Raw genomic sequence first — 19,913 nt, 5'->3', positions numbered from 1 at the left:
TGCCTTGAATGCTCGGGAAAGTCTTTCGGCAGGATCCCCTCTCGGGAAGCCCATTCTGGGAAGGCAAAGCGTGATCCGTTACGCAAAACCCACGACGGTCGACGACGCCCTCGCGTTGCTGGGCGAAGGACAATGGCGCATCCTTGCCGGCGGCACCGATTTTTACCCGGCACAGGGCAGCAAGCCTTTCCGCGACAATATCCTCGACATCAATGGCTTGGCGGCATTGCGCGGCATTGCCGAAGCCGAAAACCATTGGCTCATTGGCGCCCGCACCGCCTGGACCGATCTCGTCCGTCATCCACTGCCGGCGGCCTTCGACGCGCTGAAGCAGGCGGCGCGGGAAGTCGGCTCGGTGCAGATCCAAAACGTTGCCTCGATAGCCGGCAATCTCTGCAATGCCTCGCCGGCCGCCGACGGTGTGCCGGCGCTGCTGGTGCTCGATGCCGAAGTCGAACTGCGTTCCTCGGTCGCGACCCGGCATCTGCCCCTTGCAAAGTTCATCCTTGGCAACCGTCGCACCGCTCTGCAGTCCGGCGAAATGGTGACGGCAATCCGTATTCCCAAACCTGCTACCGCCGGCGGCTCCGCCTTCGTGAAACTCGGCGCGCGGCGTTATCTCGTCATCTCCATCGCCATGGCCGCCGCACGCCTGGCCGTCGAAAATGGTATCGTCAGGAACGCGGCCGTCGCCGTCGGGTCCTGCTCGACACTCGCCAGGCGCCTGGCGAGTGTCGAGGCGGCGCTGCACGGCCTGCCCGTCGGCCCCGCGCTGGCCACTGCGATCCAATCCGCGCCGATGGACGAGCTGTCGCCGATCGGCGACGTACGCGGCAGCGCCGAATATCGGCTGGATGCGGCGCGCGAGATCGTCGTCCGTGCTGTGCTTGGTGCTGTGGGCGCAATCCCTGGCGAAAGGGCGGTGGCCTGATGGGGATGGAGCGCGCCGACATCGCCTTCGAGGTCAATGGCGCCGCCGTCAGCGTTTGCGTGCCGCCGGTGCGGCGGCTGTCCGCGGTGTTGCGCGACGAGCTGCGGCTGACCGGCACCAAGGTCGGCTGTGATGCCGGCGATTGCGGCGCCTGCACGGTGCTGGTCGACGGCGAGCCGGTCTGCGCCTGCCTGATGCCCGCGGCTTCCGCCTCCGGCACCGTCGTGACGACCGTCGAAGGTCTCGGCAATGGCAGGCTGTCGGCACTGCAGGCCTCGTTTCTCAGCCATGGCGCAGCACAGTGCGGCGCCTGCACGCCCGGCCTGCTGGTCGCCGCAACGGCACTCCTGGACAGGACGCCTTACCCGAGCGAGGCTGAAACGCAGGATGCGCTCGGCGGTGTACTCTGCCGCTGCACCGGCTACCGCAAGATCGTCGCGGCGGTGATGGATGCTTGGCGCCACGACGGCGGTCTCGATCAGCGCATGCCATCCTCTGGCCATGCCGTCGGCTCCTCCCCGATCCGCCTCGATGGCGTGCCGAAAGTCACTGGCGGCGAAAAATTCGGCGGCGATTCCTTCCCCGCCGATGCGCTGTCGGTGCTGGTGGTCCGCTCACCGCACTATCATGCCGCCTTCAGCTTCGGCGATCTCGGCAGCTGGGTGAAATCCCGTCCCGGCATTGCCGGCGTCTTCACCGCCGCCGACATTCCGGGAAAGAATTGTTTCGGCGTCATCGCGCCCTTCGCCGACCAGCCGGCGCTGGCCGAAGGGGTTTCGCGCTTTCGCGGCGAGGCGGTGGCGCTGGTTGCCGGCGAACGCGAGGCTATCCTCGATCTCGACCTGGCCGATTTCCCTGTCAGTTGGACCGAGTTGCCGCATTTTCTGGAAACTGGCGAAGCGCAGGCCGGCGGCGCGCCACTGGTCCATGAAAACCGGCCCGCGAACCTGCTCACCTCCGGCTTTGTCGAGCGTGGCGACCCCGAAGCCGCGCTTGCCGGTGCGGCTTTCGTCGTTTCTGGCGCCATCGACACCTCCTATGTCGAGCACGCCTATATCGAACCGGAAGCCGGCTATGCCTTCATGGACGGCGACACGCTGGTCGTCGTCGCCTGCACGCAGGCGCCCTATATGGACCGTGACGACACGGCAAAAGTGCTCGGCCTTACCCCGGAAAAGGTGCGCATCGTGCCGACCGCGACCGGCGGCGGCTTCGGCTCGAAGCTCGACGTCTCGCTGCAACCGCTCATCGGCCTCGTCGCCATGAAAACCGGCCGGCCGGCGGCGCTCGCCTACAGCCGCACCGAATCGATGATCTCGACCACCAAGCGCCATCCGGCCCTAATGAGAGCGAGCATCGGCGCCGATGCCGACGGCCGTGTCACCGGCATGGTCTTCGCCGGCGATTTCAACACCGGCGCCTATGCCAGCTGGGGGCCGACGGTCGCCAACCGCGTGCCGGTGCACGCCTCCGGCCCCTATGCTACGCCGAACTATCGCGCCGAAGGCCGTGCCATCCACACCAACGGCCCGATTGCCGGCGCCTTTCGCGGTTTCGGCGTGCCGCAGGCGACGATCATGCAGGAGACCCTCTATGACGAGCTGGCCGACAAGCTCGGCATGGATCGGCTCGCCTTTCGCCTGAAGAACTGCCTTCGGAACGGATCCGAAACAGTTACCGGGCAGCGGCTTGAGTCGGGTGTCGGCATCGCCGACTGCCTGGAGGCCCTCCGTTCACATTGGCAGCGTGCCGTTCGCGATGCCGAAGCGTTCAATGCCGGTAGCAGCATCAAAAAACGCGGCGTCGGCATCGCTTCTTGCTGGTACGGCTGCGGCAACACCTCGCTGCCCAATCCGTCGACCATCAAGGTCGGCATCTCGATATCGGGCGAAGTCGTCCTGCATCAGGGGGCGGTCGATATCGGGCAAGGCTCCAACACCGTCATCGCGCAGATCTGCGCCGACGCGTTGGGTCTGCAATTGGAGAAGTTGCGGCTGAAAGGCGCTGATACGGCGATCACCCCCGACGCCGGCAAGACCTCGGCCTCGCGCCAGACTTTCGTCACCGGCAAGGCCGCCGAAAAGGCCGGCCGCGCCTTGCGCGAGGAGATCTTGCGTTTTGCCAATGTCTCGCAAAAGGCGGCGATTGCGCTGGACGGCACAAGCCTGAGCATTAGGGAAGGCGAAGCGACGCGCCGCATCGATCTTTCCTCGCTGAAGGCAGACGCCGAAGGTTTTGTCTTCCGGGCCGAGGAAAGCTACGACCCGCCGACACAGCCGCTCGATGCAAAAGGTCAGGGCAAGCCTTACGCCGTCTATGGTTATGGCGCTCAGATCGCCGAACTGGAGGTCGATCTCAAGCTCGGCACCGTGAAGCTGATAAAAATCACCGCCGCCCACGATGTCGGCAAGGCCATCAATCCCTTGCTTGCCGAGGGCCAGATTGAGGGTGGCATCGCCCAGGGCATCGGCATGGCGCTGATGGAAGAATATATCCCCGGCCGCACCGAAAACCTGCACGACTATCTGATCCCGACGATCGGCGACGTGCCGCCGATCGAGACCATCCTGATAGAAGTTCCGGATCCGGAAGGACCCTTCGGGGCCAAGGGGTTGGGCGAGCATGTGCTGATTCCGACGGCGCCGGCGATCCTCAACGCCATCCGCCATGCAACAGGTGTGCTGGTCACCAAAATTCCGGCGACGCCGACCCGCATCCGCGCCGCCATCCTCGACAAGGAGGCGCCCCGATGAGCGAGCTTGCCGAACGCTTCGAGACGCATGATCCCGGCGAGAAGCTGGTGGCCGAGAAGATCCGCTGCGATGCCTGTCCGGTCATGTGCTACATCGCCGATGGCCGCACCGGCGCCTGCGACCGCTACGGCAATGTTGGCGGCAGGATCGTGCGGATGGATCCGCTGACCATCCTCGATCACGCGGCCGAGACCGGAGCCGCAATCGTACCCTTTGCCGAAGAAGGCGAGGCATGGAACGGCGAACTGGTCAACACCGGCCGCCGCTTCGTCACCGCCATCGGCGCCGGCACCACCTATCCCGATTACAAGCCGGCGCCCTTCATCGTCAGCCAGGAGGTCGAAGGCGTCGATCTGGTCACCGTCGTCACCGAGGGCATCTTCTCCTATTGCGGCGTCAAGGTGAAGATCGACACCGACCGTCATATCGGCCCCGAAACGGCGACGGTCCGTGCCCAAGGCGAGGCGATCGGCCATGTCACCACCGGCGAATACGGCTCGCAGATGCTGTCGCTGGGCGGCGTGCATCATTTGACCGGCGGCTCGAAGGCTGAAGGGCGCGCCACCTGCGACGCCATGCTCGCCCTGTGCAACCGCAAACCGGTCGAACTCGTCATCGACGGCGGCGCCACCGTCATCGTCGAAGCCGGCAAGCCGCCGGTCATCGACGGCAAGCTCGAGCAGCGCATGCGCGTCGGCTGCGGTTCGGCCACCATAGGCATGTTCGCGACCCAATGGCGCGGCCTTGTCGACGAGGTGGTGGTGGTCGATGACCACATCACCGGCGTCGTCTCCGAGCATCAGGCCGGCAAGGTGCTTGGCTGGCAGGATACCGGCATCAAGATCATCGGCCGCCGTTCGACGCCGGGCCGTTATTTCAAGGTGTCGGAGCCCGGCCTCGGCTGGGGCGGCACCAGTATCTCCGACCCGCTGTCGATCCTTGGTGAATGGAACGCCAAAAAGGGTGCGCGCCCCGGCATGTCGCTGCTGATGGTCTCGACCACCGGCGAGCAATTCGCCTATTACGAGCTCGACGACGAATTGAAGCCTGTGCAGAAACCGTTCCCGGAGCGGCTGCGGAAGTCGGTTGAACTGATCGAGGACAATTGTGAGCCGGCGCTCTGCACCGTGCTTTTCGTCGGCGGCGCCGGCGGCTCGCTGCGCGCCGGCGTCACCGAGAACCCGGTCAATCTGACCCGCTCGGTGCAGGGCCTCAAGACCTATGTGACGGTCGGCGGCGCGCCGGTCTATGTCTGGCCGGGCGGCGGCATCACGCTGATGGTCGACGTCACCCGCGTGCCGGAAGGCGCCTTCGGCTATGTGCCGACGCCGGCGCTGGTGGCGCCGATCGAGTTCACCATGCGCCGCGACGATTATGTCAGGCTTGGCGGCTACGAAGCCGAAATCCGCAGCGTCGACGATATCCTGGCCAAGGGCGGCGAATATCTCAATCCGCGCCGCGGCACGGCCGCACCCCGGGACAATCCCTGGCCGCCGCTGGCTCAGTTGCGTCGCGCGGCCGCAAACGGGGCCGGGCGATGAACGGCCCGCAGGCGCATTGGCTCGAGGACGGCCGGAGGCTTCACCTCAATCATGGGCCGATCGACCTGATCGTCGAGGCCTTCGGCGAGGCAAGCGAATGCCGGACTGCCTATGGCCAGGCAGTGGCGCGCTTCCAGCCAATCCTGGTTGAACTGGTCGAAGAGCTGCCCGAACTACGGCGCCCGGCCGCCTCGCGGCCACGTCCTTTCGCTGGCCCGACGGCGCGCCGCATGGAAGCGGCGGTCGTTCCGCTAGCGAAACAATTTATCACACCGATGGCGGCCGTCGCCGGCTCGGTAGCCGACGAAGTGCTTGGGGCGCTGCTTGCCGGCCGCCGGCTCGAGCGCGCCTATGTCAACAATGGCGGCGACAGCGCGATCCATCTCGGCAGCGGGCAGTCGATGACGCTTGCCATTGCCGGGACAGGTCATGGGCTGGCAGATCGTCTCACGATCCGCGCCGAAGACGGGATCCGCGGCGTCGCGACCAGCGGCTGGCGCGGCCGCTCCTTTTCGCTGGGCATCGCAGACGCGGTCACGGTGCTGGCGCGGACGGGTGCTGAAGCCGATGCCGCCGCGACCTTGATCGCCAACGCCGTCGACCTGCCCGGTCATCCAGCCGTTAGGCGCGTACGGGCGCGCGATCTCGCGCCTGACAGCGATCTCGGCGACCGTTTGGTGACGCAGGGCGTGGGGCCGCTTTCCGCCGCTGAAATCGCTATTGCACTCGAAGGTGGATTTGCCGTTGCCGAGGAGTTTCGGCGGCGCGGCCTGATTGCCGCCGCGGCGCTTTTCCTCGGCGGTCAGGCGCGCATCGCAGGTCCGATGGCGCTCGCCGATAAAGCTTTAGAGAGGGAAATTGCTCATGCCTGAGTTTCCGATCCGCAAGATCGCCGTGCTGACCGAAGAGATTTTTCACGAGGGCGGGCCGGTGGCGAAGGTGCCGCGGCGCCGCGCCGCGGCCATGGCTGTGGTCAAGAACCCGTTCGCCGGCCGTTACGTCGAGGAACTGCAGAGCGCCATGGAGGATTTGAAGCCGCTCGGGCTGCTGCTCTCCGACAGGCTTATTGCCGCATTGGGCGGCGACGTGAAACAGATCGACGGTTACGGCAAGGGCGCCATCGTCGGCATGGCGGGCGAGCTGGAGCATGGCGCGCTGTGGCATGTGCCGGGCGGCTATGCCATGCGCGAGCGGCTCGGCGACGCCAAGGCGATCGTGCCGTCGGCAAAGAAGGTCGGCGCTTTCGGTGCGCGGCTCGATGTGCCGCTCGGCCACATCAACGCCGCCTATGTGCGCAGCCATTTCGATGCCATGGAAATCGGCATCAGCGATGGCCCGCGTCCCGACGAGATCCTGTTCTGCCTCGCAATGACCTGCGGCCCGCGTGTGCACGACCGCATGGGCGGGCTGGCGGCCAAGGATATCAAGGCATGGGACGGGCTGCGGTGAGCGCCGAAGACAATCTGCTCAAGCTGGTCGAGGCCGAGGAACCTGACGAGAACGACTATCGCTTGCAGGAGCAGGTCGGCTTCATCCTGCGCAAGGCGCATCAGCGCCATGTCTCGATCTTCGCCGCACACATCGCCGATCTGACGCCGCCGCAATTTGCCGCTTTGGCCAAATTGCGCGATGTTGGCGAGACCTCGCAGAACCAGCTTGGCAGCCTGATCGCCATGGATGCGGCGACCGTGAAGGGCGTCATCGACCGGCTGAAAGCGCGTGGCTTTGTCGAACTTAGCAAACACGAAGTCGACAAACGGCGCCTGCTGGTCAATCTGACGGCCGAGGGTCGCGACGCGATCGAGCGGCTGATCCCGCTTGCCCGCGAGATCACGCAGGAAACGCTGGCGCCGCTTTCCGCCAAGGAGGCGGCCATTTTCATGAAGCTGCTGGCCAAGCTGGCTTAATCTGCTGCCTGCCGGCGTTTGATTGTTGTTCCTGCCGGGCGCTGAACGCCCGGCAGGAAGGCCTCGTCTCAGAGGCCGTTGTCCTTCAGTATCTGGGCGGCATTTTCCTTGGTGATCTTCTGCGTCGGCAGGGTGATGGTCTTTTCCACCTTCTCCCCGTTCAGGAACTTGATCGCCTGCCGCAGCCCTTCGGCGCCCGGCGTCACATAAGTGAACGTCGCCGTCAGTTCGCCATTGGCGACCAGCTGCACGCCTTCATTGGGCAGGCCGTCGATGCCGATGAACTTGATGTCCTTCTCACGTCCGACGTCCTTGGCGGCAAGATAGGCACCATAGGCCATCGGATCATTATGGCCGTAGACAAGATCGATCTTCTCGTTGTTGCGCAACGCGGTCGCCATGATGTTGTAGGCCTGGTCCTGCTTCCAGTCGCCCGACTGCTGGTCGAGCAGATATTTTATGCCCGGCTCCTTGTCGGTGAATTCATGGAAGCCGTCATGGCGATCGTGTGCCGGCTGGGTGCCCATGCCGCCCCAGATCTCGACGACGTTGCCGGCGGCCTTGCCCTTGCCCCCAAGCAGCTCGACGGCATATTCACCGGCAGCCCGGCCGATCAGCTTGTTGTCGCCACCGACGAACTGCGTGTAGTCATTGGTTTCGACGTTGCGGTCGAGCACGAAGACCGGGATCTTCGCATCGATCGCCTGCTGCACGACACCGGTCAGACCGGCGGATTCTTTCGGCGATACCAAGAGCGCATCGACCTCCTGACGGATCAGGTTCTCGACGTCGGCCACCTGCTTCTCGGTCTTGTCCTCGCCGTCGGTGATGATCAGTTCGACTTCCGGATGCTTGGCCGCTTCGGCCAGGATGTCCTTGTTGAACTGAGCCCGCCAGGGTTCGATGGTCGTCACCTGCGAGAAGCCGATCTTCCACTTCTTGTCCTGCGCATGGGCGCCGCCGGCAAGCATGGCGGTCGTGGTCAGGAGTGCCGCTGTCAGCCCGGCGAGCTTCAACAATTCACGTCGTTTCATTTCTTGTTTCCTCCAATATTCAGAGACGCGGTCTCTTGCGACGGCCGCTTTGCCGCGGCCGTTTCCTTGTGCGCTTGCCCACCGGGCAGCCGCAGATAGAAGAGAAGATCACCGGCATTGCGCTCCTGTACGAGCACGGTACCGATGATGATCATCCCCTTCAGCACCAGCTGAAGGTTCGAATTGATGTTGTGCAGCTGCAGGATGTTGGAGAGCAGCCCGAAGATCAGCACGCCGCAGAACGTCCCGGTGAGGCTGCCGCGTCCGCCCATCAGGCTGGTGCCGCCGATGACCACGGCGGCAATCGCGTCGAGCTCCAGGCCGGCGCCGGCGTCCGGCTTGCCTTGCCGGTACTGCGCGACATAGAGCACCGCCGCGATGCCGGCCAGCAGCCCTGACACGGCATAGGTGGCGATCTTCACGCGGCCTGCGGCGATGCCCGACAGCCGCGCCGCCTCCTCATTGCCGCCGATTGCATAGACATAGCGGCCGAACGGGGTGAAGCGCAGCACGGCGCCGTAGATCAGGATGGCGCCGAGGAAGAACAGGCCCGGCATCGGGATCACGCCGAATACCAGCGAGCGCAGCATTTCGAAATCGGCCGTGGCGTTCGAGCCGGTATAGACCGGCAGCACCGCATTGTTCTGGCCGGCTGTCAGCCGGGCGATGCCGAGCGCAGTAACCATCATCGCCAGCGTCACGATGAAGGGCTGCAGCCGCCCCGCGACGATGATGAAGCCGTTGAGCGCGCCGAACAGCAGGCCGACGCAAGGCGCCACCAGCAGCACGCCGAGCACGCCGAATTTTGAGCCTACCTGCGGCAGCAGGAACCACAGCACCAGACTGCACAGGATCACCCCGACAATGCCGGGCGTCACCAGCCCGCGAACGCTGTCCAGCCTGATGTCGTGCGTCGCCTGCGCGCCGGCACGGGATTTTTCGACGTTCAGCAGGATGAAACGAGTGACGAGAATGCCGAGGCAAAGGGCTGCCACGGCAACTGTCGGCACCCCAAGCACCACCGCCGGCGTCACGCCGGGGACCGTCAGCAGCATGGCACAGACCACCGTACAGATCGCCATCAGCGAGCCGACGGAAAGGTCGATACCGCCGGTAATGATCACGGCCGTCATGCCGGTGGCAATCAGGCCCGTGGTCGACACCTGGCGCAGCACGTCGAGCAGGTTGCCGTAGGACAGGAAAATGTTGTTGCCCTTGGAGCTGATCGGCGAGCCGAGCACGCCGATCAGGAAGATGGCGATCAGGCCCCAATAGAGCTTCGTCCGGGACAGGATATGCAAAATGCTCATGCGGCAGGCCTCGTCATCGTCCGTCGCGGCGCCGCAAGCCGCATGATGGCCTCCTCACTGGCTTGCGCGCGGGACAGGATTCCCGTCTGGCGGCCGTCGGCCATGACCAGGATACGGTCGGAAAGATGCAGCAGCTCCGGCAATTCCGAGCTGATTACCGCGATCGCCAGCCCGTCTCGCGCCAGCTTGATGATGAGATCGTAGATTTCCCGCTTGGCGCCGACATCGATGCCGCGCGTCGGCTCGTCGAGCAGCAGCACCCGCGGCCTCGTCGCCAGCCATTTGCCGATGACGACCTTCTGCTGGTTGCCGCCGGACAGCGTGCCGGCCGGCTGCTCGACGGTCTCGCAGCGAATGCCGAGCGCCTTGACGGCGTCCCGTGCCAGCCCTTGCTCACCGGCCAGCGAGCGCAGGCCGAACCGCGCCAGCGCACCGACCAGCGGCAGCGCGACATTGTCGGTGATCGAGGCCTCGAGATGCAGGCCTTGCGTCTTGCGGTCTTCCGTGACCAGGGCGATGCCGAGCCGGCGCGCATCGCGCGGCGAACGGATTTCTACCACCTCGCCATCGAGCCTGATCTCACCGCCGGCACGTCCGCCGCTGGACCCGAAGATGGTTTCCAGGATTTCGGTCCGGCCCGAGCCCAGCAGCCCGCCGATACCCAGGATTTCACCTGCGGCAAGATCGAAACTGACGCCGTCGAGCACGGCGCGCCAGCCATGGCGATTGGGTTTCGACAGCGACAGCTCGCTTACGGAAAGGACGGTGTTGACACCGGGGACGCGGTGCTCCTGGGAGGAAGCCAGCAGGTTTCGCCCGACCATCGCAGAAATTATGGCGTCTTCGTCGAGCTTGTCCATCGCCCGCGTCAGGACGTGGCGTCCATCGCGGAACACGGTGACCCGGCTGGCCAGATGCATGACTTCGTCGATGCGGTGCGAAATGTAGACGATCGCCACGCCGCTGTCGGCGAGCTGGCGGATGATGCGGAACAGCCGCTGGCATTCGGCTGGCGAAAGCGCCGAGGTCGGCTCGTCCATGATCAGAATGCGTGCCGACATCGACAGCGCCTTGGCGATCTCGACCAGTTGCTGTTCGCCGACGCGCAAGGCACCGACGCGCGCATCCGGATCGAGCTCGATGCCGAGCCTTTGCAGCAGCGCGCCGGCAGCGCGGCTGCTCGCCTTGCGGTCGACGATCAGCCCGGCGATCAGCTTCTCGCGGCCGAGAAAGATATTGTCGGCGACGCTGAGTTCGGGGACGAGATTCAGCTCCTGGTGGATGATGGCGATGCCGGCGCGCTCGGCTTCGCGGACGCCGGCAAAGCGCACCGCATCGCCATCGATACTGACCGTTCCGTTATAGTCCGTATAGACGCCGGACAGGATCTTCATCAGCGTCGACTTGCCGGCGCCGTTCTCGCCCATCAGCGCATGGACCTCGCCGCGCCGCAGTTCGAAATCGACATCGACAAGCGCGGCGATGCCACCGAAGGACTTGGAGATGTGCTCGGCGCTCAGCACGATAGCCGAGCCGTCCGCCACAACGCCTTGCGCAGGGATGGAATTGCCGTGCTGCATGACAAGGACGGCCTCCCTCCGTCGCCACCGAACACCTCAAACGCTAATCTAAACGTTTCGATCATGTCAAGGCAATATCTGGAGTCCGAGATTGTTCCATTTCAATTCTTGCGCAAAATCATAAGATTCCGTACGTATTGCTGCCGTGGAGTGGTGAAACGTTTCGAAAATGACAGCGTCAGGACGAAAAAAGCAGCGCAAATTCACTGCTCCGACCATGCTTCACGTGGCCGAGGCCGCGCGCGTTTCCGTGGCCACGGTATCGGCGCTGATCAACGGCACCGCGACCGTCAGCCCCGAGCTCAGCCAGCGCATCGAACAGGCGATCCGCGACATCGGCTATAAGCGCAATGCCATCGCCCGCAGCCTGAAGATGGGCACCACACGCACCATCGGGCTCACCGTCCCCCACATCACCAACCCGTTCTTCACCGACGTGGTTTCGGTCATCCAGCAGGCTTTCGACAGGGCCGGCTACGCCGTAATGCTGTGCTGCACCGACGAGCACCTCAACACGCAGGACGACCAGATCAGACTGCTGCTCGACCGCATGGTCGACGGACTGATCGTCGCGCGTGTCGGCGACGGCGCGATCCTCAAACGGATTGTCGACGACGCCAACGTGCCGGTCGTGCTGCTCGACCGTGTTTGCCAGGGTGTCGATACCGATGCCGTCGTTCTCGACAATCAGCGCGCGGTGTTCGACGCCATCACCTACCTGATCGATCTCGGCCATCGGCGCATCGGCTACATCTCCGGCTCGTTCGATATCTCGCCGATGCATGACCGCATGGCGGGATACCGCGAGGCCCTCCAGGCCGCCGGCCTGCCGGCCGAGCCCGAGCTCGTCCGCTTCGGCAACTTCCATGAAGTCGACGGCTACAACGCCACCATGCAGCTGCTTTCGCTGCACGACCGGCCGAGCGCCATCTTTTCGGCCAACAACCCGATGGTGATCGGCACGATGAAGGCCATTCGCGATATCGGCCTGTCCTGTCCGGAGGATATTTCGGTCGCCTGCTTCGACGACTTTCCGTGGTCGGATGTGTTCCGGCCGCAATTGACCACGGTCGCCCAGCCGGTGCAGGCGATTGGCGAACAGGCGGCCAATCTGCTGCTCGACCGGCTCGCCGGAAACAGGGATGCGCCGCCGCGCAAGCTGACGCTCAAGGGTCGCCTGATGATCCGCAATTCATGCCGTCCGCTAGGTGCGACTGCGCAGAGCGTCAGCGCGTAGCGCTTGGGCTCCGTTCAGAAACTTTGCAATGCCGGACGGACCAGCGCTCCCCCTGTCCTGCCGACCCGGGCCTTCGCAGCCACTACGGGCGTTCGTCGTTCGAAAACCGAGCAATGGAAGGACGCGGCGCCGATCGAGCCAAGTGGCCAACGATCAGCCAGCCGACAGTCAGGAAAATCTTGGCAATCGAAGCATGTCGGATTAGGAATATGACGAGATGCGGCTGATCGTTCACACGGGCGCCGGCTTGAGTCATGCGCGTGAAATCGATCCTAATCGGGCTGGTTCTTGCTGGGATGGCCGTATTCTTCGGCTGCACTACCGGCGGCGCATTAAAGACTTTCCCCTCGGCCTATGGCGGCCTCACCGACGCCGGTTTTCGCGTTCCGCCGGTTCCGATCTACAAGGTTGACCCAAAGTTCCATCGGCAGACAGTACCTTATGCGACTGAAGAGGCGCCGGGCACCATCATTGTCGATACAGGAGCGAAGTTCCTCTACTACGTGTTGGGAGACGGTCAGGCGCTGCGCTACGGAATCGGCGTTGGCAAGGCGGGCTTCGAGTGGCATGGCACTGCTCACGTTGCGAGGAAGCGCGAATGGCCGGATTGGAGCGCGCCGTCTGCGATGATCGTGCGCGAGCAGAAGCGAGGCCGCATCATACCGGCCCATATGGAGGGCGGACTCATGAACCCGCTCGGGGCGCGGGCGCTCTATCTTTTTAACGAGAAAGGTGACACTGGATATCGCCTGCACGGTAGCCCTGAATGGTGGTCCATCGGCAAAGCTGTGTCGGCGGGCTGCATTCGCCTCATGAACCAGGACATCATCGATCTCTATGACCGCGCCACAATCGGCACCAAGGTGATCGTCGTTTAGTGGACGCCGCGTTTCCCGCAAACGGACGAGCATGACGGATCGAAAACCTCCGCGTAAAACGCGGGAAATGTTCGCTATGTCTTCGCGCACCGGTTCGCGATGTTCCCTGCCTAAGGCCGGCCTTGCCCGCAACAGTGGCAAGTGGCGAACCAACTCTCAGGCAGCTTCCGACAGCGATTCGTGAGCGTCGGCCAGGATCTCGAACGAGCGCACCCGCGCCGCATGGTCGAAAATCTGCGCTGTGACCATCAGCTCGTCGGCGCCGGTGCGGCGCACGAAGGCCTCGATGCCTTGCCTGACCGTTTCGGGAGAGCCGACGACGGCGCAGGAAAGCGCTTGGCCGAGCATGGTCTTGGCCATTGGATCGAGGTCGCGCTCATATCCTTCGACAGGCGGCGGCAATCGGCCGGGCCGGCCGGTGCGCAGATTGACGAAGGCCTGCTGCAGCGAGGTGAACAGAAGCCGCGCCTCGGCATCGGAAGAAGCGGCGAAGACATTGAGGCCGAGCATCACATAGGGCCTGTCGAGCTGCTCCGAAGGCTGGAAACGCGAGCGGTAGATCTCCAGCGCATGGTCGAGCTCGGCCGGCGCAAAATGCGAAGCGAAGGCGTAGGGCAGGCCGAGCATGGCGGCAAGCTGCGCGCCGTAGAGGCTGGAACCGAGAATCCAGATCGGCACCTTTTCGCCTTCGCCGGGCACCGCGCGGATGCGTTGGCCGTCTTCGGCCGGCTGGAAGTAACCCATCAGCTCGACGACGTCCTGCGGGAAATTGTCGGCGCCAGCATCGAGGTTGCGGCGCAGCGCCCGTGCCGTGGCCATGTCGGTGCCGGGCGCCCGCCCGAGGCCGAGATCGATGCGACCGGGATGCAGAGCGTTGAGCGTGCCGAACTGCTCGGCGATGACCAGCGGCGAATGATTGGGCAGCATGATACCGCCGGCGCCGACGCGTATCGTACGGGTACCTCCGGCGACATGGGCAATGACAACGGAGGTGGCGGCGCTGGCGATGCCCGGCATGTTGTGATGTTCAGCCAGCCAGTAGCGCTTATATCCCAGCCGCTCGGCATGGCGGGCGAGATCGAGCGAATTGGCGAGTGACTGCGAAGCGTTGCTGCCTTCGACGATCGGCGACAGGTCGAGAACGGAAAGAGCGGTCATCGGCGCGGGGTTTCCTGTGGGCCGAACGGATGTAGGAAGCCGTTGCCGAGGCGGCAAATTCAAAATGTTGATTGAGCACTGCAGGCACAACGGACGTGCGACCGATGCAAGGTCGTGATCCGCCCCAATCGGGGGGACGCTTTTGACCCTTTAAGCCGCTACTTTTTCGCCTCGTGAATTTCTTCGTCCTCGATCACCGCCGTATGCTGCGCCGCGAGGAAATTGCCGACATGACTGAGGCCGTCGAAATGATCGCAGAACACCTTGATCACGACCAGCAGCGGCACCGCCAGCAACGCGCCGACGAAACCCCACAGCCAGGACCAGAAGGCGATGGCGATGAGGATCGCCACTGCGTTGATCTCAAGACGGCGGCCGACGACCGTCGGCGTCACGAACTGGCCTTCGACGACATCGCACATAAGGACGAAGGCCGGCGCCAGCAGCGCATAGGAAATCGTGTCGAAGCTGATCAGCGCGATGATCGTGACCAGCGTGATGGTGGTCAGCGCCCCGATATAAGGCAGGAAATTGAGCAGAGCCGCTGCCGCGCCCCAGACCTGCGCGTTGGGCACGCCGAGCGCCCAAAGGCCGAGCCCGATGACAATGCCGAGACATGTATTGATCACCGTGACGGTAAGCAGATAATGCGAGATTTCACGTTCGACGTCGTAGACGACGCGTAGCGCCCGCTTCTTTTCGCTGAGACTGGGGAAGGACTGGACGATCTTTTCATAGAACATCGTGCCCGAGGCGAGCAGGAACAGCGACAGGACGAAGACGATGGTAACGCTGACGCCAGCCGACAGCACATTGCCGGCCGCCTGCGAGAGAATACCGGATGGCGCCATCGCCACCCGCTGAACGCCCGGCTCCTGGGATGTCTGTGTCAGGCCCTCGATCTGGCGCGAAATCTCCACGATCCGCTCGAACGGACGGCGCAGTTGTGCCAGACGTTCGGTAAGCTGCTGGCCGATCGTCGAGGTGTTGTTGATGAGGTCGATGACCGGGCCGCTGAGCAGATATCCCGCGACGGCGACGAGGCAGAACGAAAGCAGCACCAGCAGTGTCGCCGAAATGACATCGGGCATGCCATGCTTGCGCAGGAAGCGAACGATCGGCGTCAGCGTCAGCGCCAGCAGGAAAGCCAGAATGACCGGCATGAAGAAGGCGCGGGCGAAGTAAAGCGCGTAGATCGCCATGAGGATGAAGATGCCGACGAGCAGCGAACGCATCAGATGCGCATCCGCCCGCGCCTCGACGCGCGGATCCGGGCTTTCGGCAGCGCTTGCGCCCGAAGCGGCGGGTTCGGCTTTCATTCTGACCCTCGGCGGCACACCGCGATTGGTGCAGACCGTTGGCGAAAACGCCTCTGTCGCTTCAAGGTTCCGTTAGCCGGCGTCACCGGCAAGGCCGCCTCGCGGCCTTGGCAATGAATCAGGTGACTGGGAATCAGGCAACCGGCGCCGCCACGGCGGGAACGGCCCTCGCAGTTTCCCGGCGCACGATCGGCGCCACCTTGGTGCCGTAGAGTTCGATGGCCTTCATCACCTTGGCGTGCGGCATGGTGCCGATCGCCATTTGCAGCAGGAAGCGGTCGTTGCCGAATATCCTGTGCTGGGCAATGATCTTCTCGGCCACCTGTTCTGGATTGCCGACGAACAGCGCGCCGTTTGGGCCGCGCGATTGGTCGAAATGCGCCCGCGATGTCGGCCCCCAGCCGCGCTCGCGGCCGATACGGTTCATCACCTCGGCCTGCGGCCCGTAAAAATCGTCGGCTGCCTGGTCCGTGCTGTCCGCGATGAAGCCGTGCACGTTGAGACTGGTGGCAAGGCTTGCCGGATCGTTGCCGGCGCGTCTGGCTGCATCCCTGTAGATGTCGAACAGCGGTGCGAACCGCGCCGGCTCGCCACCGATGATCGCCAGTGCCAGCGGCAACCCGAGCACGCCGGCGCGGGCGACGGATTGCGGTGTTCCACCGACGGCGATCCAGATCGGCAATTTGTCCTGCAAGGGCCGGGGCGCGATCATTGATCGGAGCGCGCAGACTGCCCGACCAGGTCACCTTGACATGATCGCGGATGGCGAGCAGCAGGTCGAGCTTCTCGGCAAAGAGCTCGTCATAATCTTCGAGATTGTAGCCGAACAGCGGAAACGACTCGATGAACGAGCCGCGCCCGGCCATGATCTCCGCCCGGCCGCCGGACAGAAGGTCGAGGGTAGCAAACTGCTGGAAGACGCGCACCGGATCGTCGGACGACAGCACGGTGACAGCGCTGGTCAGCCTTATGCGCCTGGTTCGTTCGGCGGCCGCCGCCAGTGCCACCACCGGAGCGGAGGCAGCGTAGTCGGGACGGTGGTGCTCGCCGAGACCAAAGACGTCCAGCCCGACCTGGTCGGCGAGCTCGATCTCCTCGATCAAATTGCGCAGCCGCTCGTGCGCACCAATCGCACCGGGACCCGGTTCCGGGCTGACGTCGGCGAAAGTGTAGAGACCGAGTTCCATAGCGTGTCATCCCAGCGTTTGTCCTGGCGCTACAGGTAGCGATCAGTCCGCCGCCCCGCCAGATGGCTGGATGGTGAACAGTGCGGGTGCCTTTCAGCCGAATTCAATCGAAATGGCGTCTCCCGGCTGCAACAGATCAGAATTTCATGGCTGGCATACCGTTTTGGCGCTTGAACTCTCGGTTTTCACGCGTATGTAAGCCTCGCAAATTGACTTCAGGGAAGTGGACTTGGCTATCTATAGGGAAAAAGACGTTTTCGAGCGGCGCAATGCCGCGAACGAGGCAAAGAAGGCGCTTCTGGAGCGCTTCAAGGCAAAGCCGGCGGCAGATGATCCAGCGGTGCTGGCACGACAGGCCGAGCGCAAGGCGATCCTCGAGGCCCGCGCGATACGCGAGGCCGAAAAGGCCAGGCTGAAGCAGGAAAAGCTGGCGCGCGAAGCGGCCGAAAAGGCCGAGCGCGAGGCAGCCGCCGAAGCGGCACGCATCGCCGCCGAAGAGGCCGCACAGGCCGAAGCGAAGATCCGGGAAGCTGAAGAGAACGAGCGCATCGCCCGTTTTCTTGCCGACGAGGCCGAACGCAAGGCCAAGCGTGACGCACGCTATGCCGCGCGCAAGCAGCGCACCGGCAGGACGCCACCCGGCTTCTCCGCGCGATAACGCCTTCCGGCACTGATTCAAGCCATCGGAACGCTCCGTTTCGATGGCTTTCGGCCGATTTCTTGAATGCGCGAAATCTGTCTTCGCCGCATCCATAGGGGATGCGCGTGAGCTTAATGAACAATCATACCAGCCGCGTTTGCGGCCGGTCGAAATAAGCCGAAACGGTAGCTGCGGCCCTACTTGTCCTTCAGCTTCATCGCCTTCACCGGCGGTGCCTTCAGGGCCGGCGCCGGAGCTGGTTTCTTCGCGTCCTTCTTCGGCTTGCGGGCTTCCTTGCCTGCCTTCATCGCACCCTTAGCCATGATTCGTTCCTCCAGTTGATGTCTGGCGAAGTGAAACAAGAGAAAACGCTCGACTGCAAGAGGCCGCTGCCGGGCAGTCGCCCTGACCGATGGCTGTCAACCGGTTTCTAATTCCCTCGTAAACCGCAGTGGTCCGTGCCATGGTCTTCTTCGCACTGCAGCATCAGCCCTCGCGTTTCGCCGGCTGATGATCAGGCAGGCCGGTCAGGACGACAATGCGGATCCACATCGGTTGCCAGATGAGCTTCGACTTCCCGCAGGAAACACCGCTGATCGCGATGCTAAATGTCCATTATTCGCGTGCATCCGATCTTGAGCGGCCGGACTTTCTGACGTCGAACCCGCCGGCGCCGATCGAGAGCTACCGCGACAGTTTCGGCAATTGGTGCAACCGTCTCGTTGCGCCGGCCGGGCGCTTTGCCTTCGGCACCGACGCGGTCATCCGCGACCCCGGCTCCTTTGAGACGCGCGAGCTGACGGCGTGGCAGCACGAGGTGCGCGATCTGCCGTCGGAGACGCTGCTGTTCCTGCTGCCCAGCCGTTATTGCGAGAGCGACGTGCTGTCGAATGAAGCGTGGCGGCTGTTCGGCAGCACCCCGCTCGGCATTCCGCGCGTCCAGGCGGTCTGCGACTTCGTCCATAACCACATCGTCTTCAACTATTTCAATGCACGGCCGACGCGCACCGCCGCCGAGGCCTACCGCGAGCAGAGTGGTGTGTGCCGCGACTTTGCTCACCTCGCTGTTGCCTTCTGCCGCGCCCTGAATATTCCAACCCGCTACTGCACCGGCTATATCAGTGACATCGGCCTGCCAAAGCCGTGGTCGGACATGGATTTCGCCGCCTGGATGGAGGTCTACCTCGGCGGCCGCTGGCACGCGTTCGACCCGCGCAACAACGCGCCGCGCATCGGCCGCATCCTGATTGCCTCCGGGCGCGATGCCGCGGATGTGCCGCTGACCCACATTTTCGGGCCGGGCGCGCTGGCTGGCTTCAAGGTCTGGACGCACGAGGTCGTCGAATAGCCCCGCGCCGCCCTTTTGAACAACTGACCTTGTGAACAACTCGGCGCTTCAGGCGTTGTGAGAGCTGTGGAGCGTGGGCGGACGCTCCGCCAATCTCGGTGCATCAACCAAGGCAGCACACCGTGGCGGCGCATGGCGGGTCGAAAAAAGTGATCTATGCGGCGCTCGCCGGAAATCTTGCGATCGCACTGACCAAATTCGCCGCTGCCTTGTTCACGGGCAGCTCGGCAATGCTCTCGGAAGGCGTCCACTCGCTCGTCGATACCGGCAATGGCAGCCTGCTGCTTTACGGCATGCACCGTGCCGCGCGCCCGGCCGACCGTACGCATCCGCTCGGCCATGGCCGCGAGCTGTACTTCTGGAGCTTCATCGTTGCGCTCCTCGTCTTTGCACTGGGCGCCGGCATATCGTTCTACGAAGGCGTGACGCACATCATGACGCCGGAGCCGATTGCCAACGCCAAGGTGAACTACGCTGTCCTTGGCCTTTCCTTCCTCTTCGAAGGCACCTCTTGGCTGGTGGCGCTGAAGGAGTTCCGCCACCAAAAAGGCAGCCACGGCTGGCTCGAGGCGGTGCAGCTCAGCAAGGATCCGAGCGTCTACACCGTACTCTTCGAGGACAGCGCGGCACTTCTCGGCCTCGTTGTCGCCTTCGCCGGCATATCGGCGGCGGAACTGCTGGACATGCCGAAGCTCGACGGCGCCGCGTCGATCGGCATCGCGCTGATCCTGGGCGCAACCGCGATCTTCCTGGCGCGCGAAAGCAAAAGCCTGCTGCTCGGCGAGCCGGCTTCGCCCGAGGTGCAAATGAAAGTATTGGACATCGTCCAGCAGGACCCGGCGGTGCAGCGGGCGAATGGCGCGCTGACGCTGCATATGGGTCCGCAGGAGATCGTCGCCGCTCTGAGCATCGAGTTCGAGGACCACTTGTCGGCGCCCGAGATAGAGACCTGCGTCGAACGCCTTGAGACGCGGCTGAAAGCGGAGATGCCGGAGGTGACGCGGCTGTTCGTCAAGCCTCAGACCACCGGCACCTGGGAACGCCGGAGCAAGGCCTTGGCGGGGGCATCCGGACAAGAACCGGCCTAAGG

Annotated in this window: 17 protein-coding genes and 1 pseudogene; 11 read left to right on the top strand and 7 right to left on the bottom strand. The window is 64.0% G+C overall.

Annotated features, from left to right (window positions below):
- Nucleotides 1–70: 70 nt before the first annotated feature.
- From NKI79_RS07975 to NKI79_RS07950, 6 genes are read left to right on the top strand one after another with little or no spacing between them, the layout of a single operon-like run.
- The gene (locus NKI79_RS07975; RefSeq protein WP_352477014.1) at nt 71–931 is read left to right on the top strand and encodes an FAD binding domain-containing protein; all 861 of its coding nucleotides are present in this window, start codon (nt 71–73) and stop codon (nt 929–931) included.
- Nucleotides 931–3,684 (top strand): molybdopterin-dependent oxidoreductase, encoded by a 2,754-nt coding sequence (locus NKI79_RS07970; RefSeq protein WP_352477016.1) that lies wholly within the window; start codon nt 931–933, stop codon nt 3,682–3,684. Before NKI79_RS07975 ends, NKI79_RS07970 begins: the two co-directional genes overlap by 1 nt.
- The gene (locus NKI79_RS07965) at nt 3,681–5,225 is read left to right on the top strand and encodes a 6-hydroxynicotinate reductase (RefSeq protein WP_352477017.1); all 1,545 of its coding nucleotides are present in this window, start codon (nt 3,681–3,683) and stop codon (nt 5,223–5,225) included. The genes NKI79_RS07970 and NKI79_RS07965 overlap by 4 nt, the downstream gene beginning before the upstream one ends.
- On the top strand, nt 5,222–6,097 hold the full coding sequence (locus NKI79_RS07960; protein ID WP_352800864.1) for a UPF0280 family protein: 876 nt from the start codon (nt 5,222–5,224) through the stop codon (nt 6,095–6,097). Before NKI79_RS07965 ends, NKI79_RS07960 begins: the two co-directional genes overlap by 4 nt.
- Nucleotides 6,090–6,674, top strand: coding sequence for an amino acid synthesis family protein (locus tag NKI79_RS07955; protein WP_352467809.1), 585 nt, complete (start codon nt 6,090–6,092; stop codon nt 6,672–6,674). The genes NKI79_RS07960 and NKI79_RS07955 overlap by 8 nt, the downstream gene beginning before the upstream one ends.
- The gene (locus NKI79_RS07950; protein WP_023718174.1) at nt 6,671–7,132 is read left to right on the top strand and encodes a MarR family winged helix-turn-helix transcriptional regulator; all 462 of its coding nucleotides are present in this window, start codon (nt 6,671–6,673) and stop codon (nt 7,130–7,132) included. The genes NKI79_RS07955 and NKI79_RS07950 overlap by 4 nt, the downstream gene beginning before the upstream one ends.
- A gap of 68 nt (nt 7,133–7,200) precedes the next feature.
- Here NKI79_RS07950 and NKI79_RS07945 read toward each other — a convergent pair whose 3' ends face one another.
- From NKI79_RS07945 to NKI79_RS07935, 3 genes are read right to left on the bottom strand one after another with little or no spacing between them, the layout of a single operon-like run.
- Complete coding sequence (locus NKI79_RS07945; RefSeq protein WP_254815861.1) at nt 7,201–8,166, bottom strand: substrate-binding domain-containing protein; 966 nt, start codon at nt 8,164–8,166, stop codon at nt 7,201–7,203.
- Nucleotides 8,163–9,476: an ABC transporter permease gene (locus NKI79_RS07940; RefSeq protein ID WP_352477019.1), complete on the bottom strand. Its 1,314-nt coding sequence runs from the start codon at nt 9,474–9,476 to the stop codon at nt 8,163–8,165. The genes NKI79_RS07945 and NKI79_RS07940 overlap by 4 nt, the downstream gene beginning before the upstream one ends.
- Entirely contained in the window at nt 9,473–11,056 is a 1,584-nt protein-coding gene (locus NKI79_RS07935; protein WP_352800862.1) for a sugar ABC transporter ATP-binding protein, read from the bottom strand. Before NKI79_RS07935 ends, NKI79_RS07940 begins: the two co-directional genes overlap by 4 nt.
- A 217-nt stretch (nt 11,057–11,273) precedes the next feature.
- On the opposite strand from NKI79_RS07935, the gene NKI79_RS07930 reads away from it, so the two are divergent.
- Entirely contained in the window at nt 11,274–12,293 is a 1,020-nt protein-coding gene (locus tag NKI79_RS07930; RefSeq protein ID WP_254815864.1) for a LacI family DNA-binding transcriptional regulator, read from the top strand.
- A gap of 254 nt (nt 12,294–12,547) precedes the next feature.
- Nucleotides 12,548–13,171: a L,D-transpeptidase gene (locus tag NKI79_RS07925; RefSeq protein WP_352736707.1), complete on the top strand. Its 624-nt coding sequence runs from the start codon at nt 12,548–12,550 to the stop codon at nt 13,169–13,171.
- A gap of 156 nt (nt 13,172–13,327) precedes the next feature.
- On the opposite strand, the gene NKI79_RS07920 is transcribed toward NKI79_RS07925, so the two are convergent.
- From NKI79_RS07920 to NKI79_RS07910, 3 genes and pseudogenes are all read right to left on the bottom strand, one after another.
- The gene (locus tag NKI79_RS07920) at nt 13,328–14,329 is read right to left on the bottom strand and encodes an LLM class flavin-dependent oxidoreductase (protein ID WP_352800859.1); all 1,002 of its coding nucleotides are present in this window, start codon (nt 14,327–14,329) and stop codon (nt 13,328–13,330) included.
- Between the two features lie 158 nt (nt 14,330–14,487).
- The gene (locus tag NKI79_RS07915; RefSeq protein WP_352477022.1) at nt 14,488–15,648 is read right to left on the bottom strand and encodes an AI-2E family transporter; all 1,161 of its coding nucleotides are present in this window, start codon (nt 15,646–15,648) and stop codon (nt 14,488–14,490) included.
- Nucleotides 15,649–15,781: 133 nt separating this feature from the next.
- Nucleotides 15,782–16,835, bottom strand: a pseudogene (locus NKI79_RS07910) (LLM class flavin-dependent oxidoreductase).
- Between the two features lie 229 nt (nt 16,836–17,064).
- Between NKI79_RS07910 and NKI79_RS07905 the strand changes: the two are divergent.
- On the top strand, nt 17,065–17,493 hold the full coding sequence (locus NKI79_RS07905; RefSeq protein ID WP_023718183.1) for a DUF6481 family protein: 429 nt from the start codon (nt 17,065–17,067) through the stop codon (nt 17,491–17,493).
- A 179-nt stretch (nt 17,494–17,672) separates the two neighbouring features.
- Here NKI79_RS07905 and NKI79_RS07900 read toward each other — a convergent pair whose 3' ends face one another.
- On the bottom strand, nt 17,673–17,798 hold the full coding sequence (locus NKI79_RS07900) for a hypothetical protein (protein WP_013528464.1): 126 nt from the start codon (nt 17,796–17,798) through the stop codon (nt 17,673–17,675).
- A 215-nt stretch (nt 17,799–18,013) separates the two neighbouring features.
- Here NKI79_RS07900 and NKI79_RS07895 point away from each other — a divergent pair, with 215 nt between their 5' ends.
- Nucleotides 18,014–18,823, top strand: coding sequence for a transglutaminase-like domain-containing protein (locus tag NKI79_RS07895; protein WP_352800856.1), 810 nt, complete (start codon nt 18,014–18,016; stop codon nt 18,821–18,823).
- 122 nt (nt 18,824–18,945) lie between these two features.
- A complete protein-coding gene (locus NKI79_RS07890) occupies nt 18,946–19,911 on the top strand; it encodes a cation diffusion facilitator family transporter (protein ID WP_352477025.1) in 966 nt (321 codons plus the stop codon).
- Nucleotides 19,912–19,913 lie beyond the last annotated feature (2 nt).

It is taken from the genome of Mesorhizobium sp. M0340, from assembly GCF_040321535.1.
Taxonomy (GTDB): domain Bacteria; phylum Pseudomonadota; class Alphaproteobacteria; order Rhizobiales; family Rhizobiaceae; genus Mesorhizobium.
Note: the sequence above shows the minus strand (reverse complement) of the source record. Positions and strands in the feature narration are given on the sequence as shown.

What these genes read in the sequence shown, in the direction of transcription:
- NKI79_RS07920 (WP_352800859.1), bottom strand. Translation starts at nt 14,329, where the DNA reads ATGACCGCTCTTTCCGTTCTCGACCTGTCGCCGATCGTCGAAGGCAGC.
- NKI79_RS07925 (WP_352736707.1), top strand. Translation starts at nt 12,548, where the DNA reads ATGCGCGTGAAATCGATCCTAATCGGGCTGGTTCTTGCTGGGATGGCC.
- NKI79_RS07930 (WP_254815864.1), top strand. Translation starts at nt 11,274, where the DNA reads ATGCTTCACGTGGCCGAGGCCGCGCGCGTTTCCGTGGCCACGGTATCG.
- NKI79_RS07935 (WP_352800862.1), bottom strand. Translation starts at nt 11,056, where the DNA reads ATGCAGCACGGCAATTCCATCCCTGCGCAAGGCGTTGTGGCGGACGGC.
- NKI79_RS07965 (WP_352477017.1), top strand. Translation starts at nt 3,681, where the DNA reads ATGAGCGAGCTTGCCGAACGCTTCGAGACGCATGATCCCGGCGAGAAG.
- NKI79_RS07960 (WP_352800864.1), top strand. Translation starts at nt 5,222, where the DNA reads ATGAACGGCCCGCAGGCGCATTGGCTCGAGGACGGCCGGAGGCTTCAC.
- NKI79_RS07895 (WP_352800856.1), top strand. Translation starts at nt 18,014, where the DNA reads ATGCGGATCCACATCGGTTGCCAGATGAGCTTCGACTTCCCGCAGGAA.
- NKI79_RS07940 (WP_352477019.1), bottom strand. Translation starts at nt 9,476, where the DNA reads ATGAGCATTTTGCATATCCTGTCCCGGACGAAGCTCTATTGGGGCCTG.
- NKI79_RS07955 (WP_352467809.1), top strand. Translation starts at nt 6,090, where the DNA reads ATGCCTGAGTTTCCGATCCGCAAGATCGCCGTGCTGACCGAAGAGATT.
- NKI79_RS07900 (WP_013528464.1), bottom strand. Translation starts at nt 17,798, where the DNA reads ATGGCTAAGGGTGCGATGAAGGCAGGCAAGGAAGCCCGCAAGCCGAAG.
- NKI79_RS07915 (WP_352477022.1), bottom strand. Translation starts at nt 15,648, where the DNA reads ATGAAAGCCGAACCCGCCGCTTCGGGCGCAAGCGCTGCCGAAAGCCCG.
- NKI79_RS07945 (WP_254815861.1), bottom strand. Translation starts at nt 8,166, where the DNA reads ATGAAACGACGTGAATTGTTGAAGCTCGCCGGGCTGACAGCGGCACTC.
- NKI79_RS07970 (WP_352477016.1), top strand. Translation starts at nt 931, where the DNA reads ATGGGGATGGAGCGCGCCGACATCGCCTTCGAGGTCAATGGCGCCGCC.